Below are 17032 nucleotides of genomic sequence, written 5' to 3' on the forward strand. Positions count from 1 at the left end.
ACTTTTTTTAACCCAAAATAGTGCAAAAAATCTATCATCTGCTATACGTAGAGTATTGCACTTAATCACACGGAAACAAATTCATGCGTTTTCCCAAATATGGAAATTATGCGTTAGATATCTCTGGGAATGTATTGGAAGTGTTTGCTACGGGTGCGTGGAATTTAAAAACCGCAGAAGCCTTTACTGAAGAAATGCATGACCTAGTGAGCAGGTTCGATGACAAACCTTGGGCAGCTTTGCTAGATGGCCGAAGGTGGGTGTTATCGACACCAGATACACAACAAATCATCGTTGACGCTATAAAATTTAGCATTACTAAAGGGCTAAAACGCTCTGCCTATGTGTTAGATACAGGCATGGTTAAGCGGGCGCAATTAGAATATACCCACCCAGCCAAAGAGCGCTCGTTTGATTTAAACGGTTATGAAAGAAACTACTTTCAACATTATTTTGCAGCGCTTAATTGGCTAGACAAGGAAGGCTTTTCACCTATAGCGAAAACGTAAGGGCGTATCAGTGCCCTTAAATTTAATTGCTAGTACAACAAGCTATACACTTTACGTCGATACTCAGATTTAAGCGCATCACCATCGGTTAACGCATTAATCATATCCAGCATGATTTTACGTGCATCCCCAAACCCTAGCTCTTTTTTAAGTACGCTGAGCAGCAAGGATAACGCTTCTTCCGATTTATTAGCTTGGTGTAGTTGCACAGCCAAATCTACTTTGAGTTGTAAATCATCGGGGTTAGCCGCTACCGACGCCTGCAATTGGCGAATTTCAGGTGTATCAGCTGCCTGTTCAGCAAGCTCGATTTTACCGTTAAGGGTATTATAGCGCGCATCTTGATCGACTAACTTTATCTCTTCTAACAAGGCTTTAGCCTGTGTTAGCGACCCAGTCTCAATGTAGCAATCAATGACCATATATTTGGCATTGATATTATCAGGGCTCATCTCTAAGACTTGCTTCGCATTCGATAAGCCTTCTACGTAATCGCCTCTTTGAATGGCTTGTCCTGCTGCTGCAAGAAAATCATCTTCAGGATTAGGCAGGTACTTGGCTAGCATCTCACGAATTTGTGCTTCAGGTTGCACGCCCGCAAAGCCATCTACAGGTTGGCCGTTTTGAACCACCATTACAGTAGGCAAACTACGAATGCCAAATTGACCTGCAACTTCTTGCTGCGTTTCACAATCTACTTTGGCAAGAATAAGGTGCTGTGCATACTCTCCTGCTATCTTTTCTAAGATAGGCAGTAGATCTTTACATGGCTCACACCAGTCTGCCCAAAAATCAATAAGCACCAGCTTTTCTTGTGATGCTTCTAAGATAACTTGCTGAAAATTCTCAACAGTAATATCAACGATAGTTGCCGCATTGTTCGCAACAAGATTGTCCATAAAGTGGGCCTTTTAAAACATTTATTTTCTGACAATGAATATGGGGTAACTCATAGCAAAAAACAACCGCTACAAAAAATCGGCAACAATGTCGTATTCACGACATACTTACCTACGCTCGCGTGTTAATTTGTTGTTAATTTACGCATTACGACACTCACTGGAGGGCTACGCCATGGCTACCGAGTCAAACGTTCAAACTCAATTTCAATCTTTTAGCGAGTTTTACCCTTATTATCTTGCGGAACATGCCAATCTAACCTGCAGAAAATTACACTTTATTGGTTCATGGTTAGTGTTAGGTGTCATCGCCAGTAGCATATTGACGGGCAACTTGGCCTTGTTATGGCTGATCCCAGTAGTAGGCTACGGCTTTGCGTGGGTGGGACATTTCTTTTATGAGAAAAATAGACCTGCGACTTTTCGCCATCCGCTCTATAGCTTACTGGGTGACTGGGTGATGTTTAAGGACATCTTAATAGGTAAAGTCAGTCTTAGGGCTTAAATCCTATCAATTCTAATACTTGTCGGGTTAAAAGAAACAAAAAAAGCCAGACGCCCCCTGTGAAGTAACCCCAGTGAAGTGTCCCGCAGTACGCTGGCTTTTTGAATTTTAAAATCTAGTCGATTTCAACACACTAGAAATAAGGCTGTTCCAACCATTTACTTGGCGGGGGTAAGTTTCAACACTTTACCGTTAGTGGCATCGGTTAGCAGATAAATAGCGCCGTTAGGCCCCACTTCTACATCACGAATACGGGCTTGGTTATCACGCACATATTCATGCTGCTCCCCTGGCTTACCGCCATCCATTTCGATACGTCGTAAATGAGTGAACTTTAACGAGCCTACCAACAAATCTCCGTTCCACTGTGGAAACAAATCACCTTGGTAGAACGCCATACCGCTTGGGGCAATAGAAGGGTCCCAGTAAAGTACTGGCTGCTCCATACCATCCATGTGGGTTTTATCACTGATAATGTCGCCGCTGTAATCAATACCATAGGTAATGATAGGCCAACCGTAGTTGGCACCTTTAGACAGCAAGTTAACTTCATCACCGCCTTTTGGCCCGTGCTCCATTGCCCATACTTCACCGGTTTCTGGGTGAATAGTAATGCCTTGAACATTTCGGTGGCCGTAGCTGTAGATTTCAGGAGCTTTACCGTCAGCAAAAGGATTATCGCTAGGCACACTGCCATCGCGGTTAATGCGCACAATAGTACCGAAATGGTTATCGGTATTTTGTGCTTCCTTCATGTATTTATAACGGTCACCCAAAGTGATAAACAGTTGTTTGTTGGCATCAAACGCTAAGCGACAACCAAAGTGAAAGCCGTTATCAATTAGTGGCGCGGCACTAAAAATAGTTTCCACATTTGCCAGCGCGTTACCGTTTAGCGTGGCTTTAGCAACGCTACTGCTGCTTCCACCTTCACCAGGTTGGCTGAAACAAAAATAAACTGTGTTGTTAGTTTCAAATTCAGGATCGATAGTTATATCTAACATACCACCCTGATTGTTCGCTTCTACCTTAGGCACATTTGACAAGCGTGGCGATAGTTTCCCAGATTGACTTAGGCGCCTAATGCCGCCCTCACGTTCGGTAACCAACATGTCGCCATTAGGTAGGAAGGTCATTCCCCAAGGGTGAACTAACCCTTGTGCTAATTCAGTAACAACAAGATTTTCATTTGTGGGAGTTTTAGCGTCTGCTTGTTGCGAAAACGCTGGCTGAGTTGCCCCAGCCAGCGTTAGTGTACAAACAGACAACACATTTATTATAGTGCGTGTCATAATTTTTCCGCCGTGAAGTATATTCCGGCTTATTTTGCCAACATTGCGCGAAGCATCCAAGCAGACTTTTCGTGAACACGCATACGATCGCCAATTAGTGCTGCAGAAGACTCATCGTCCGCGTCTTGCGCTAACTTAAGTGAATCACGTGATGTTTTAACCACTTGCTCATGACCGTGAGTCAGCAATGCCACCATTTCTGATGCTTCAGGTACACCTTCTACTTCATCAATTGCGCTTAGTTCAGCAAACGACTTGTACGTACCCGGAGCAGCAACACCTAATGTACGAATACGTTCTGCGATTTCATCTACAGCTTCTGCAAGCTCTGTGTATTGCTCTTCAAACATCAAATGTAGTTGTCTAAACTGTGGACCTTCTACATTCCAATGGAAGTTATGGGTTTGTAGGTAAAGCGTGTAAGAATCTGCTAATAGTTTTTTAAGGCCTTCAGCCACTGCATTACGATCTTCTTCTGAAATGCCGATATCAATCTTGCTCATATCTCTCTCCTTGGGTTAGCAACCAATTCACTAATTTAGAATGGGGAATACCATTTAAATCTTACCTTAATGATACTCTAAGAATATTGATTTGGATTATAATTTTAACGATTGTAGACATCTAGTTTGACGATTTACTTCAATGATGATGCTGATGGCCGGCATCTTTACCCATTCCTTTAACCGGTAATTCTACGGTGTAATCAGCGGCGTTATCGAAAGACAAGGTCAATGACACACTACTTCCTTCAATTAGCCCTTTTTCTAATCCCAACAACATCACGTGATAACCGCCAGGCGCAAAGGAAAGCGACTCATTTGACGCAATGTCTATACCTTCTTTTACTTCTCGCATACGCATCATGTCATCGCTCATTTCGGTAGTGTGAATTTGCGCGTCCTTGGCAATATCACCGCTCACCTTTACACCCGTTAATTTAGCCGAAGTGTCGCTTTCATTATGCAAAGTGAAGTAAAGGGCTGCAGATTGTGCCATGGGGAACGTGGCGCGAGCGTAACCGTCGCTAATAGAAATAGGGTGCGTAGCTTGAACGCTGCACGCGGTCAGCGCAAACATAAACAAGGCAAGTAACTTAAAGGATAATGAGTGAGTATTAGGTGTCATACCGCCGCTTCCAAAATAAAAATTGGCTGCTAGTGTACGGTAGGTTTATTTAATAAAGAAGAAAATATAGAAAATCTGGAAATGTATCTCGAAAGGGAAAAAACGATAACAAGGAAGTTAACTTAGAAAGCACCAGATAAAAAAGCGGTGTGAAGGCTTTAGTGCGAAAGAATGGTGCCGACTGCCGGAATCGAACTGGCGACCTACTGATTACAAGTCAGTTGCTCTACCAACTGAGCTAAGTCGGCACACTTTTCACACCCGCTGGGTTAACAGCGGATGCGTATAATAGCCACAATTAAAAGGTTGTCAACCTTTTAAACGTTTTGCCTCGCCAATCAGTTTAGGAAAGTACTCTAACGGCAGATATTGGCTCAAATCGTGTAATTTTTCGCCCAGTTTTGTGTAGCTGTCAGTGGTGACATTGATATGACCCATCTTGCGCTTTTCACGCACCGATTTTCCATACCAGTGCAAATGACTGCCATCAATACTCAAAAGTTCTCTTGAAAAACTACTGCAGCCAATAATATTTATCATTGCGCTTGGGCCAATAGCCGATGTGTCACCTAAAGGTAAACCACAAATTGCGCGAAGATGATTTTCAAATTGGCTGGTTACTGCACCCGATTGACTCCAATGACCAGAATTATGCACTCTAGGCGCAAGTTCATTAACTAAGAGTTCATCACCACATTGAAACAATTCAACCGCTAACACGCCGACATAGTCCATGCCTTCAGCCAGTTTCACAAAAATATCGTGAGCTTTTGCTTGAAGCACATCGTCAACATGGGTAGCTGGGGCAACCGACACATGAAGTTGGCCTTGATAATGTAAGTTTTCAGCAAGCGGGTATGTACGCACATCACCTTGCTTATTACGTACGCCAATTAAAGAAAGCTCACGCTCAAAAGGCACCATCTTCTCTACTACAAGTGGCACTTTCTCTAAATTTAAAGTCGCTAAGGCTCGTTTAAGCTCTGGTAGCTCATCTTTATTGGCTAATCGCCACTGACCATAGCCATCGTAGCCATCACGACTGGATTTTAGAATAAGCTTATCACCCAACGCTTCAATGCATTCATCAAGCTGGTCTAGGTGGGTAACGATTCGATGCGCACTGTTAGCAACCTTCATGCCCTCAAGCAATGCTTTCTCTCGCACTCTATCAGCGCCAACCAAAATACTTTCAATACTGGGCATTAACTTGCCCGTTTTAGTGGCTTCTTCTAGTAAGTGCTCGGGCACATGCTCAAATTCTACCGTAAGTGCATCAGCACCTTCTAAGGCTTGATCTAAAGAAGTGTCGAGGGGGGTTTTACTTACTGGGTGCACGACAGTATCGTTGTTTACGTCGACAGCCTGCACTTCAATGCCAAGCGGACTGCCCGCCAAATACATCATTTGCGCCAATTGGCCTGCACCGTAAACGACTACTCTCATTCGTCAAGCTCCAAAGTGTTGCTTGAAGCCAACACCGTCTCAGTTTGCTGCTTTCGAAAAGCAATAACCGCATCGCGCACGTTAGTATCTTGCAGTGCCACTACTTGCGCCGCGAGCAGGCCTGCATTGGCTGCACCCGCTTCGCCGATGGCTAATGTGCCAACCGCAACGCCTTTTGGCATTTGTACAATTGATAACAGGGAATCAAGACCGCTTAATGCTTTAGATTTTACTGGGCAACCGAATACTGGCAAGTGCGTGTGCGCAGCAATCATTCCCGGTAAGTGCGCTGCACCACCTGCACCAGCAATAATGGCACTAAAGCCTTCGTCTGCTGCGCCTTCGGCAAATTCAACTAATAAGTTTGGCGTTCTGTGTGCTGACACCACTTTTGCGTCGAATTCAACACCAAACGACTTCAGCATTTTTGCTGCTTGTTGCATGGTAGGCCAGTCTGAGGTTGAGCCCATAACTATTGCGACTTTTGCCATCTAGAAATCCTCTGAGATAGGTAAATTGGATAACCGGAAAAGCCCGCGATTGTAGCCTAAATCGCCAGCAAATCCCACATATTAGCCGCAAGTGATCTAGCAAGGCCTTCATTTTCGTAAAACCTCTATATAATTACAAATGGTTAATCCTTCCAGTGCCACTTGGTATTCTTTATGACTACCTCTTTTCACTCGGCTGGTTGTAGGCCTTCATATGGCTAAGGTAAACGGAGGTATCGATAATGTCGAAAGCGCATCAAACAGACGTAATTGATGAAGTGATTGAAGAAGTGCAAGACGTAGTATCAGATTTTCTTAATCGGGAAGCTGCCCCTGGCATTTTACTGATGATTGCTACTGTACTGGCGCTTATCATTGCCAACTCCCCTCTTGATCACCTCTACGACCAATTAATTAGCCTTCCAGTACAAATTTCTGCAGGTACATGGGCAATTGATAAACCCTTATTGTTATGGATTAACGATGGCTTTATGGCCGTTTTCTTCTTTCATGTTGGGTTAGAGCTAAAGCGTGAAATATGCGAAGGCGAGCTATCTAACCCCAAAGACATTGTTTTACCTGCCACCGCTGCAATTGGCGGCATGCTGTTACCGGCCCTCATTTACGTAGGCATTAACTGGGACAACCCTGTGGCAATTGCCGGTTGGGCAATTCCAGCGGCAACCGATATAGCTTTTGCGTTAGGTATTTTGGCGTTATTAGGAAGCCGAGTACCCACTAGCCTTAAGATTTTCTTAGTCACCTTGGCCATTATTGATGATATTGGCGCTATTGTGATCATTGCGCTTTTCTATACCAACCACATTACGATGGGAGCACTGTTGGTGGCAGCGGCGTGCTTGCTGTTGTTGTGGCAAATGAACAGGCGCAATGTGGTGGATATTCCTGCTTATATGATGGTGGGCATTATTTTATGGGTGGCCATGCTCAAGTCTGGGGTGCATGCCACGTTGGCAGGCGTGATATTAGCGGCCTTTATTCCTATGCGAGACAGTAAGGATGAAACCTACTCTCCGGTTACGCGCTTAGAGCATAGCCTAAATAGCACGGTGAGCTTCGCCATTTTACCTCTGTTTGCTTTCGCTAATGCAGGGATAAGCTTCGGTAATATTAGCCCCGAGGGTATTTTTCACCCTGTGACCTTTGGCATATTTTTAGGCTTAGTTCTCGGGAAGCAAATTGGCGTATTTGGTTTTTGTTATTTGATGGTGAAGCTCAAGCTAGCAACCTTGCCTGACGATCTTAATTTAAAACACATTTACGGTTGTGCACTGCTGTGTGGTGTGGGCTTTACCATGAGCTTGTTTATTGGTGGTTTAGCTTTTGAAGAAACGGGTATTAATCAGATTTTTGACGAGCGAGTAGGTATTTTGGCCGGCTCCGTTGTATCGGCAACCTTGGGTTACATCGTATTGTTTATGGTAGGCAACAAACCGGTTAACAACAAAGGCAAAGTTGCCTCAAACGCGAGCAAGTTCACGGGCAATACTGTCGATTAACACCTGCTTTCTAATGGGTTTACTTAAATGTGCATTCATACCGGCAGCTAGACATGCCGCCTTATCATCTGCATAAGCATTTGCTGTTAATGCAATAATGATGACCTTGTCTTTATTTTTAGCTTGTTGGCGAATGTGTTTCGAGGCTGTAAGCCCGTCCATGACGGGCATTTGGTAATCCATCAAAATAACATCAAACGCATGACGAGTTGCGGCTTCTATCGCTTCCATACCATTTTTAGCCCTAAAGCGTTTAACGCCAACAGAGCCAAGCATATCCATTACAATATCGGCATTTACATCGTTGTCTTCAGCAAGCAATACGCGTAACGTACTTGGTAAAGACTGGGCTTTTACATTGGATGAAGCTGCTTGCGTATCGCCTTTCTCACACGGAAAACTAAAACAAAAGGTGGTTCCTGTACCTTCATTACTGTCTACTGAAATACTACCACCAAGTAGCTCTACTAACCCTTTGGTAATAGCTAAGCCCAATCCAGTCCCACCATAGTCACGGGTTATCGAGGCATCTGCCTGTTCAAATTGATCGAATATACTCTCTATTTTTTCCGCTGGTATGCCAATGCCTGAATCAGTAACCGAACAAGAGAGCTTGCCGTCTGTGTACTTGGCCTCAATTAAAATGACGCCTTGGTGAGTAAACTTAATCGCATTACTGACTAAGTTATTAATGATTTGACTTAGCTTGCCCCCGTCGGTAATAACCGCTTTTGGCACATTTTCATCAATATTAACATTAATCGAAATTCCCTTCTTACTTGTACTTCGCTCGTATAGCACACTACATGCATCGATGGTTTGCCTAACGGAGACACTACGCTTATCTAGCAACATTTTACCAGATTCAATTTTCGACCAATCTAAAATGCTATCAAGGATCATTAATAGGTGGCTGGCAGAGGTGGATATTGTTTCCGTTCTATGGCGTGCCCCGTCAGGTAGGGGTAACTCCATCATTAATTCACACGATCCAATTATGCCATTCATTGGGGTTCGTATTTCATGGCTCATATTGGCTAAAAACTGGGTTTTGGCTACGCTCGCCGCTTTTGCTTCATCAAGCGCCGTAGCCAAGTGTCGCGTTTTCTCTTCTATCTTATTTTCTAAGCTATGGTTGAAATCAGCAAGCTCTACATTTAACGCTTGTTCTTTAGACCGGGCAAATTCAAGGGCTTTAAACGCGTCAACTAAGCGCCCTTCTAAGCTGCTGAACTCATCATTAAGTGAAGCGAGCTCCTGTATATGCAATGTACTCCCCGCCAAGGTCGGCTCTCTACGCACTTCTGAAGGGGTGAAATTAGCGATATAACGTATTAGTCTACGAATGGGAGACTCAATCATTCGTGCCACCACAGAGCCCATAAACGTGCCAAATACAGACAAGACAAGTAACAACAATAAATCAGTCAACAAATACTCACTCATTACTGACAACAAACGTCGATAATCGTAGTAATAGCTAACGTGCCAATTTGCGGTAGGCAGCTGACCTTCTAGCCTCAGCCATTGCTTGTTAAGCGGCCCGTCTTCAATTTTTATATCGCACTCACCATCGCATAAATACGTAGGCGCTTTGTTCAGTGGTTTTAAGCCTAACGCTTCTGACGCGTAAATAACCTCACCTTTAGCATCTTCGAGTAAAAGCGAAAATCCATCGAGGTTAAGGGCATCTACTGTAGAGAAGCTTCGAAGGGATAATGAGCCCTCCACGATACCAATAGGCACGCCATATTCATTAATAATAGGTGAAGACATGGCAACAATGGCATCGTTTCCAAAGCCTTTGCCTTGGAAAACATCGGAAAGGTACGGCCCGCCCGTTTCCATTGCCTGATAAAAATAAGGACGGTAAGCCACATTGGCAGCCCCAACGGCCTGCGCTTTATTTAGCAGCCCGGGTGGATAAGAGTGGGTGATATTTCCATTTTCGTCGGCCACTAAAAATGTGATGAATTCGGGGTAGTGCGCAGCTAAAACTGACAGCTGATTGCTGCTAGCCTCTTCCAATTTCTCAATGGCATAGGGCGTGGATAGTGATTGCGAGGCAACAGCTATCGCTTTTTGGTGCTGCCCAATAAAATCGGACAACTGTTGTTCTAATACCGCAACACGTTGATGCATGTAGCGAACAATTTGCGCTTCTTGATCGTCTTGATAAAGCGCTACAGATAAATACACCACCGCCATGGAAGCAGCAAAAAAACAACCTGAGAAAAAATAACTGAACAGAAAATGCAGTGAGACTTTTTCCTGCGACCCCGTATTGGTGTGTTTAAGCCCTTTATTCGCTAGAAAGACAAAGTGCCCAGAAATAAGCCCAAACACGCCGCTTACCCACGTAACAAGCACTCCAGAAAACATCATTGTAGGCTGGTCGGCTTCGTAAAGTGCGTGCTCTAACAATAGAATGGGTAGGAAAATAAGCGACCAAAACCCAGCACCAACTTTAATTACTCGGCTCAGGGATTTTTTATACCCAAATAAGCTTACTACGATAGGCAGTAAAGACAGGCTTTCTTTACCCACGATACTGCCATGAGTAAGCCATAAAGGGACGCAAATAATTAACGCAATAGGAATGGCGACGAAAGGGGGGAACCGTAGTGCCGCGTATACACCAACCCCTACACCGAATACAGCGATACCGCTGCTATCAAATGGCGCAGGTACTGCATTTAAAGCACTACCTACAACCACTACAAATAACAGGTGTAATACCAGAGCTAAAGACCACCGATGTTTATCGTACAACAACGCCCCCCTCTGGCATCACCATGATTAATGTTGCGCCATGTAATCTAACGTAAAGTTAGTCAGTAGTTTCACACCTAATTTCATACCCGAATCGTCTACGTAAAATTCAGGAGTATGGTGAGCAGGGCTATCTTGCTCGGAAACATCCAGCGGCTTACCACCGACCCAAACGTACAAACCTGGTACTTTTTCTTGGAAAAAGGAAAAGTCTTCCGCACCGGTAACCGGCTTTGAAACGATGGCATTTTCAGCCCCTGCGGTACGTTGCATGGTTGGAACCATAGCTTGCGTAAGCGCGGGGTCGTTATAAGTAATGGGATAGTAGTAATCTAAAGGAAGCGTTAGCTCGGCTTTGGCGCCCATGCTCTCGGCGATAGCATTCACTTTACGCGGAAGCGACTCGTAAATATGTTCACGGGCTGCTTTATTAAGTGTACGAATGGTGCCTACCATCTCTACTTCGTTGGGAATAATGTTAGAGCGATTTCCGCCGTGAATTGAACCAATAGATACCACTGCGGCATCATCAATAAGCTTAAGCTCACGACTTACAATAGTTTGGATAGACATGATCATTTGTGCCGCTGTTACCACTGGGTCCACACTTTTCCAAGGGTATGCGCCATGGGCTTGCTTACCGTGAATAACAATTTTAAACGGATCTACCGCAGCCATGGTTCCACCCGAGTTATATCGCACAGTACCTACATCAGTGCTCGAACTAATGTGTAACCCGAAGATAACGTCTACATCAGGGTTTTTAAGTACCCCTTCTTTGACCATGACTTCAGCACCACCGGTCTCACCAGCAGGTGCACCTTCTTCAGCCGGTTGAAAGATGAACTTCACTTTACCTTTAAGTTCGCCTTTAATGCTGGTCAGTATTTTTGCCGCCCCCATTAACATGGCCATGTGCGTATCGTGTCCACACGCATGCATAACAGGCACTTCTTGTCCGTTGTATTCACCCATTTGGGTAGAGCGGTAGGATAAATCACCCTGCTCTTTAACCGGTAAACCGTCCATATCTGCACGAAGCGCAACCACGGGGCCTGGTTTTCCGCTATCGAGTATCGCCACTACACCCGTGCTGGCTACGCCGGTTTCAACTTCTAGGCCTAGCGATGTTAGGTAGTCTGCGACGTATTTTGCGGTGTTGAATTCACGATTAGAAAGTTCAGGGAATTCGTGAAAGTGGTGGCGCCATTCAATAACGTCTGGCTCTACTTCACTAGCCAATGCATCAACATCAACTTGTGCAAAGGCAAAAGTGGCACAACTTGCCATAGCGAGCGAGATTAACTTTCGATACATAACATCTATTCCGTTGTAGAGTAAAACGCCAGAATAAACTATCTGGTAGCTAAAAAATACGAGTACCAATTGCGGTGTGACTTCCAAAAATAACCTATTCAAAGGCCAGTGAAAATTAGACAGAAGTATAATAAGAATTATTTCGATTAAGTGGGTAGTAAAATTCGGGCACAAAAAAAGCGCCCTAAGGCGCTTTTTCGATAAAAACGTTTTAGCTCTTTTGACGCTTCATGGCGTTGAAGAACTCATCGTTAGTCTTAGTCATAGCGAGCTTATTAATAAGGAACTCTATGGCATCAATCTCTGACATTTCGTGCACAATTTTACGTAAGATCCACATTTTCTGTAGTTCTTCTTGTGACGTTAATAGCTCTTCACGACGGGTGCCTGAACGGTTGAAGTCGATAGCTGGGAATACACGTTTTTCCGCAATTTTGCGATGCAAGTGCAATTCCATGTTACCGGTACCTTTAAACTCTTCATAGATAACTTCATCCATTTTAGAGCCAGTATCGATAAGCGCTGTAGCAATAATCGTTAAGCTACCACCCTCTTCAACGTTACGTGCAGCACCAAAGAAACGCTTAGGTTTATGCAGTGCGTTGGCATCAACACCACCGGTAAGTACTTTACCTGATGATGGGATAACCGTGTTGTAAGCACGTGCTAAACGAGTAATTGAATCAAGTAAGATAACCACATCTTTCTTGTGCTCAACTAAGCGTTTCGCTTTTTCGATAACCATTTCAGCTACCTGAACGTGACGGCTTGCAGGTTCATCGAACGTTGAAGCGACCACTTCACCTTGTACCAGGCGATGCATTTCCGTTACTTCTTCTGGACGTTCGTCGATAAGCAATACCATCAATTCAGCTTCAGGGTGATTCGCTGCAATAGATTGCGCGATATTCTGAAGTAAAAGGGTTTTACCTGCTTTAGGTGGTGCAACGATAAGACCACGTTGCCCTTTACCAATTGGTGAGGCTAGGTCTAATACACGCGCCGTAATATCTTCTGTTGAACCATTACCACGTTCCATACGCATACGAGATGCAGCATGTAGAGGAGTAAGGTTTTCGAAGAGGATTTTATTACGGGAGTTTTCAGGCTTGTCGAAGTTTACTTCGCGGATTTTTAACAGGGCAAAATATCGCTCACTGTCTTTTGGCGGGCGGATTTTACCAGAAATGGTATCGCCCGTTCGCAAGTTAAATCGGCGAATTTGGCTTGGCGATACGTAAATATCATCAGGCCCTGCTAAATACGAAGAGTCTGCTGAACGCAAGAAACCAAAACCGTCCTGTAAAATTTCCAGAACCCCGTCACCGAAAATATCTTCGCCGCCTTTAGCATGCGATTTCAGTATCGAGAATATGATGTCTTGTTTTCTAGCGCGAGCCATGTTTTCCAGGCCCATTTCTTCGGACATGGCGACTAATTCGCTAATCGGTTTGTTCTTTAATTCTGTTAAATTCATACTGGTGGGTCTTTGTGCTTGGGGTTTGCTTACAGGACTGGTAGTCACTCTGTTCTAATTTTTGATTTGATTATGCCTGAATAGAGGCTAAGCAGAATGCTGCTCGGGTGAGCGCTTAAGAAAAGTTAGCACTAAAATTAATCAACGTCCAGCGTTTTACTCGCCAATTGTTAAATAACTTGTATTCACGCTGTTATAGGCGTTGCCACTGCTTATTTTCATGGGTAAATAAAAAACCGGTAGCTAAAACCACCGGTTTTTTCTGTACTGCTATCTTTCTAAAGGTTTTCGTTTAAGAACTCAGCTAGCTGAGTTTTAGATAACGCACCCACTTTCGTTGCTGCTACGTTACCGTTTTTGAAAAGTAGTAATGTAGGAATACCACGAATACCATATTTAGGTGGAGTTTCGTTATTTTCATCGACATTCAACTTGCCAACTGTTAACTTGCCTTCAAACTCGTTCGCAACTTCTTCTAAGATTGGCGCGATCATTTTACAGGGGCCACACCACTCGGCCCAAAAGTCAACCAGTACAGGACCTTCAGCATTGATAACATCTGCTTCGAATTTATCGTCAGATAACTGGATAATTTTGTCGCTCATTCTTTTCTCCATTTTTGGTCGGTCGCTGATTTGTTTCAGCTCTACCATAAGTGTTATATAGAAACCGTTTTTAATGCAAGCACTGATAAGCTATAAGCTATGCCTACTCACTTAACTGATACTCATTTTTCCGACCTGCCGATTAATAGCAAGGTTGTTGACGCCTTAACGGCGGCAAATTTCAATAATTGTACACCAATACAGGCGTTATCTCTGCCTCCGTTACTTGAAGGCTTAGATATTGCCGGACAAGCTCAAACGGGTACAGGTAAAACTATTGCCTTCTTGGTTGCTACTTTTCATTATTTGCTAAGCAAAGCAGATAATGACGAGAACAGCAAATCAAAAGGCCCTCGAGCCATAATAATGGCACCAACGAGGGAGTTAGCCGTTCAGATTTTCAACGATGCCAAACTGCTCAGTGAGCATACCGGTTTATCGCTTGGATTGATTTATGGGGGCGAAGGTTACCAAAGTCAACGGGAAACCCTAGAAGAAGGGGTAGATATCATTATTGGTACGACAGGACGCATTCTGGATTATTACAAACAGAACGTGTTTACCTTGAATAATATTCAAGTTGCCGTACTTGATGAAGCCGACCGTATGTTCGATTTAGGCTTTATTAAAGATATCCGCTTTTTGTTCCGTCGCTTGCCGCCTGCTACAGAACGTCTAAGTATGCTGTTTTCAGCTACACTTAGTTATCGCGTTCAAGAACTCGCTTACGAACACATGAACAACCCGACTCACGTTCAAGTTGCGCCAGAGCAAACAACAGCGACTCGGGTATCGCAAGAGCTGTTCTATCCTTCTGATGATGACAAGATGCTACTGCTTCTTTCATTATTTGAAGAAGAATGGCCAGATAAAGCCATTGTGTTTGCTAATACCAAATACAGCTGTGAGCGCGTGACCGACTGGCTTACTGCCGATGGTCATCGTGTGGGCTTGTTAAGCGGTGATGTACCACAGAAAAAACGCTTGGGTATATTGGAAGACTTTACCAAAGGTAAGCTAGATATTTTAGTGGCTACGGATGTTGCCGCACGTGGCTTACATATTGATTCTGTCACCCATGTGTTTAACTACGATTTACCTGATGATGCAGAAGACTATGTTCACCGTATTGGTCGAACCGGTCGTGCTGGTCAAAGCGGTATTGCGATTAGTTTTGCATGTGAAAAATATGCATTGAATTTACCTGCTATTGAGCAGTATATTCAACACGCAATCCCTGTGACTGACTACGATGCTAGTGCCTTACTTGATGACGTGAATGCGCCTAAAGCTAGACGCAGACGCACGCCAAACACGAGAAACTCGTCTCGACGTGGTAATGGTAAAGGTCGTGGTAACAGCGGTGGAAGTAGAGGTAAACCGTCTAATCGCGGAAACAGTAACTAACATTCGAGACAATATGCAGGCAGAACTTCAGCACGACTCTGAAAGCTATGGCGAGTATTACGCCGCTGTAGACTTAGGCTCTAATAGCTTTCACATGGTCATTGTTCACGTTGTTAATGGTAGTGTTCAGATCATTGGCAAAGTGAAACAGAAAGTACGTTTAGCGGCAGGGTTGGATGACGACTTTGCACTAGATGAAATGAGCATGGAACGTGGTTGGCAATGCCTGCAAACCTTTTCCGAACGGTTACAAGATATTCCCCACTCAAATATTAAGGTAGTGGCTACCGCTACCTTACGTCTTGCTACTAATGCCCAAGTGTTTATTGGGAAAGCCGAAGAAATTCTTAAGCACAAGCTCAACGTGATAAGCGGTGAGGAAGAAGCACGTCAGATTTATCTTGGCGTAGCCTATACCTCGGCGAATCAAGGTAATAGCTTAGTTATAGATATCGGCGGTGCCAGTACTGAAATTGTTATTGGTAACGACATGCAACCCATCCACTTAAAAAGCTTGGATATGGGATGCGTCACCTTTATGGAACGCTATTTCGAGGGCGGTAAGATTACCGCTGAAAACTTCGAAAATGCTAAACACGCGGCGAAAGCGTTACTTTCCCCAGTTGCAGACGCCTTTCTTTGTTTTGATTGGGAAAATTGCTTAGGTGCCTCTGGCACGCCGCAGGCCATTACTGAAATATTGGTGGCACAGGGCATTAGCGACTCAATACGCCTTGATTACCTTCATCACCTAGAAAAACAATGTGTTGAATGCGGTGAAATTAGCCAGCTTAACATTGAAGGTTTAGAAGAAAATCGCAAGGCTATTTTTCCTTCCGGCTTAGCCATTTTAATTAGCTTGTTCGAAGCGTTAGCCATTCAAAATATGAATATTTCTGGCGGCGCGCTTCGCGAAGGACTTATTTACGGCATGTTAGATAACATGCAGGAAAATGACCGTCGCGACCAAACGCTTAACCAAACGATGGCGCGTTACCATATCGATAAAGCCCAAGCGAATTCAGTGAAAAGCGTAGCAATCCAGCTGTGCTCGCAGTTATGTTCACAACAAAATATCTGTCATTTAGATACCGAAGCTATTTTAGGTGCAGCTGCACTACTCCATGAGACCGGCTTGCATATAGAGTATAAAAAGCATCATGAGCATGGCGCTTATATTCTATCTTTTATTGATTTGCCTGGCTTCACACGCTTACAGCGGGCGGCTATTCGCGACCTTGTAGCCCATCATCGGTTAACCATTCCAACTGAAGCGTTTAGCAATTACCATGAAGACTCTCAGCCTATGCTGTTAGGTTTACTGAGGCTATTGCGTATTTCTGTGGTGCTGTGTTTGCGAAGACAAAACAAGCATATTCCCCATGTAGATTTAGTCTGCGACGGTGATAAATGGGAAGTCTCCTTCCCTGATGGCTGGCTGAAAGCTCACCCGTTGATTAACGCGGAATTAGCCAACGAAAGCTGGCTACAGCACAAAGCGGGCTGGGAACTTATCTGTAAATAATCAGTGCAGCTTAAAATAAAAAATAAAAAAATGGGATGCGACCTTAGGTAGCATCCCATTTTTGTTTTTACCAACTGGCCTGTTGTCCTATGCGCTTACTCTTTGATTTTCTATCCGCTTCTCTCTTTGCTTTTATGGT

Annotated in this window: 15 protein-coding genes and 1 tRNA gene; 5 read left to right on the top strand and 11 right to left on the bottom strand. The window is 44.0% G+C overall.

Annotated features, from left to right (window positions below; translation table 11 throughout):
• Positions 1-83: 83 nt before the first annotated feature.
• Entirely contained in the window at positions 84-509 is a 426-nt protein-coding gene (locus R1T43_RS18235) for a hypothetical protein (protein ID WP_062085787.1), read from the top strand.
• A 29-nt stretch (positions 510-538) separates the two neighbouring features.
• Here the strand turns inward: R1T43_RS18235 and trxA (R1T43_RS18240) are convergent, their stop codons facing one another.
• Positions 539-1408, bottom strand: coding sequence for a thioredoxin (trxA, locus tag R1T43_RS18240; RefSeq protein WP_317350815.1), 870 nt, complete (start codon positions 1406-1408; stop codon positions 539-541).
• Between the two features lie 175 nt (positions 1409-1583).
• Here trxA (R1T43_RS18240) and R1T43_RS18245 point away from each other — a divergent pair, with 175 nt between their 5' ends.
• Complete coding sequence (locus R1T43_RS18245) at positions 1584-1913, top strand: DUF962 domain-containing protein (RefSeq protein WP_317350817.1); 330 nt, start codon at positions 1584-1586, stop codon at positions 1911-1913.
• Between the two features lie 158 nt (positions 1914-2071).
• On the opposite strand, the gene R1T43_RS18250 is transcribed toward R1T43_RS18245, so the two are convergent.
• The 6 genes from R1T43_RS18250 to purE form a co-directional block, all read right to left on the bottom strand.
• Complete coding sequence (locus R1T43_RS18250; protein ID WP_317350819.1) at positions 2072-3205, bottom strand: PQQ-dependent sugar dehydrogenase; 1134 nt, start codon at positions 3203-3205, stop codon at positions 2072-2074.
• Between the two features lie 29 nt (positions 3206-3234).
• The gene (locus tag R1T43_RS18255) at positions 3235-3708 is read right to left on the bottom strand and encodes a Dps family protein (RefSeq protein WP_211068934.1); all 474 of its coding nucleotides are present in this window, start codon (positions 3706-3708) and stop codon (positions 3235-3237) included.
• 139 nt (positions 3709-3847) lie between these two features.
• Positions 3848-4333: a copper chaperone PCu(A)C gene (locus R1T43_RS18260; protein ID WP_317350822.1), complete on the bottom strand. Its 486-nt coding sequence runs from the start codon at positions 4331-4333 to the stop codon at positions 3848-3850.
• Between the two features lie 172 nt (positions 4334-4505).
• Positions 4506-4581: transfer RNA gene (locus R1T43_RS18265), tRNA-Thr, on the bottom strand.
• A 61-nt stretch (positions 4582-4642) separates the two neighbouring features.
• Entirely contained in the window at positions 4643-5779 is a 1137-nt protein-coding gene (locus R1T43_RS18270) for a 5-(carboxyamino)imidazole ribonucleotide synthase (RefSeq protein ID WP_317350824.1), read from the bottom strand.
• On the bottom strand, positions 5776-6270 hold the full coding sequence (purE, locus tag R1T43_RS18275; RefSeq protein WP_013785601.1) for a 5-(carboxyamino)imidazole ribonucleotide mutase: 495 nt from the start codon (positions 6268-6270) through the stop codon (positions 5776-5778). The genes R1T43_RS18270 and purE overlap by 4 nt, the downstream gene beginning before the upstream one ends.
• 242 nt (positions 6271-6512) lie before the next feature.
• On the opposite strand from purE, the gene nhaA reads away from it, so the two are divergent.
• On the top strand, positions 6513-7790 hold the full coding sequence (gene nhaA, locus R1T43_RS18280) for a Na+/H+ antiporter NhaA (protein ID WP_317350828.1): 1278 nt from the start codon (positions 6513-6515) through the stop codon (positions 7788-7790).
• Here nhaA and R1T43_RS18285 read toward each other — a convergent pair.
• The 4 genes from R1T43_RS18285 to trxA (R1T43_RS18300) form a co-directional block, all read right to left on the bottom strand.
• Positions 7752-10565 carry an ATP-binding protein gene (locus R1T43_RS18285; RefSeq protein WP_317350830.1) on the bottom strand — a complete coding sequence of 938 codons (2814 nt, stop codon included), beginning with the start codon at positions 10563-10565 and terminating at the stop codon, positions 7752-7754. The genes nhaA and R1T43_RS18285 overlap by 39 nt on opposite strands.
• Before the next feature lie 24 nt (positions 10566-10589).
• Complete coding sequence (locus R1T43_RS18290; protein WP_317350832.1) at positions 10590-11879, bottom strand: amidohydrolase; 1290 nt, start codon at positions 11877-11879, stop codon at positions 10590-10592.
• Positions 11880-12090: 211 nt separating this feature from the next.
• Entirely contained in the window at positions 12091-13356 is a 1266-nt protein-coding gene (rho, locus tag R1T43_RS18295; RefSeq protein WP_211068940.1) for a transcription termination factor Rho, read from the bottom strand.
• A 278-nt stretch (positions 13357-13634) separates the two neighbouring features.
• Complete coding sequence (trxA, locus tag R1T43_RS18300) at positions 13635-13961, bottom strand: thioredoxin TrxA (protein ID WP_013785606.1); 327 nt, start codon at positions 13959-13961, stop codon at positions 13635-13637.
• A 99-nt stretch (positions 13962-14060) separates the two neighbouring features.
• Here trxA (R1T43_RS18300) and rhlB point away from each other — a divergent pair, with 99 nt between their 5' ends.
• Together rhlB and R1T43_RS18310 are read left to right on the top strand one after the other, a co-directional pair.
• On the top strand, positions 14061-15368 hold the full coding sequence (gene rhlB / locus R1T43_RS18305) for an ATP-dependent RNA helicase RhlB (RefSeq protein WP_317350836.1): 1308 nt from the start codon (positions 14061-14063) through the stop codon (positions 15366-15368).
• Positions 15369-15381: 13 nt separating this feature from the next.
• Positions 15382-16893, top strand: coding sequence for a guanosine-5'-triphosphate,3'-diphosphate pyrophosphatase (locus R1T43_RS18310; RefSeq protein ID WP_317355906.1), 1512 nt, complete (start codon positions 15382-15384; stop codon positions 16891-16893).
• Positions 16894-17032: the final 139 nt, after the last annotated feature.

The sequence above is a fragment of the Alteromonas sp. CI.11.F.A3 genome (assembly GCF_032925565.1).
In the GTDB taxonomy this organism is placed as follows: Bacteria; Pseudomonadota; Gammaproteobacteria; order Enterobacterales; family Alteromonadaceae; genus Alteromonas.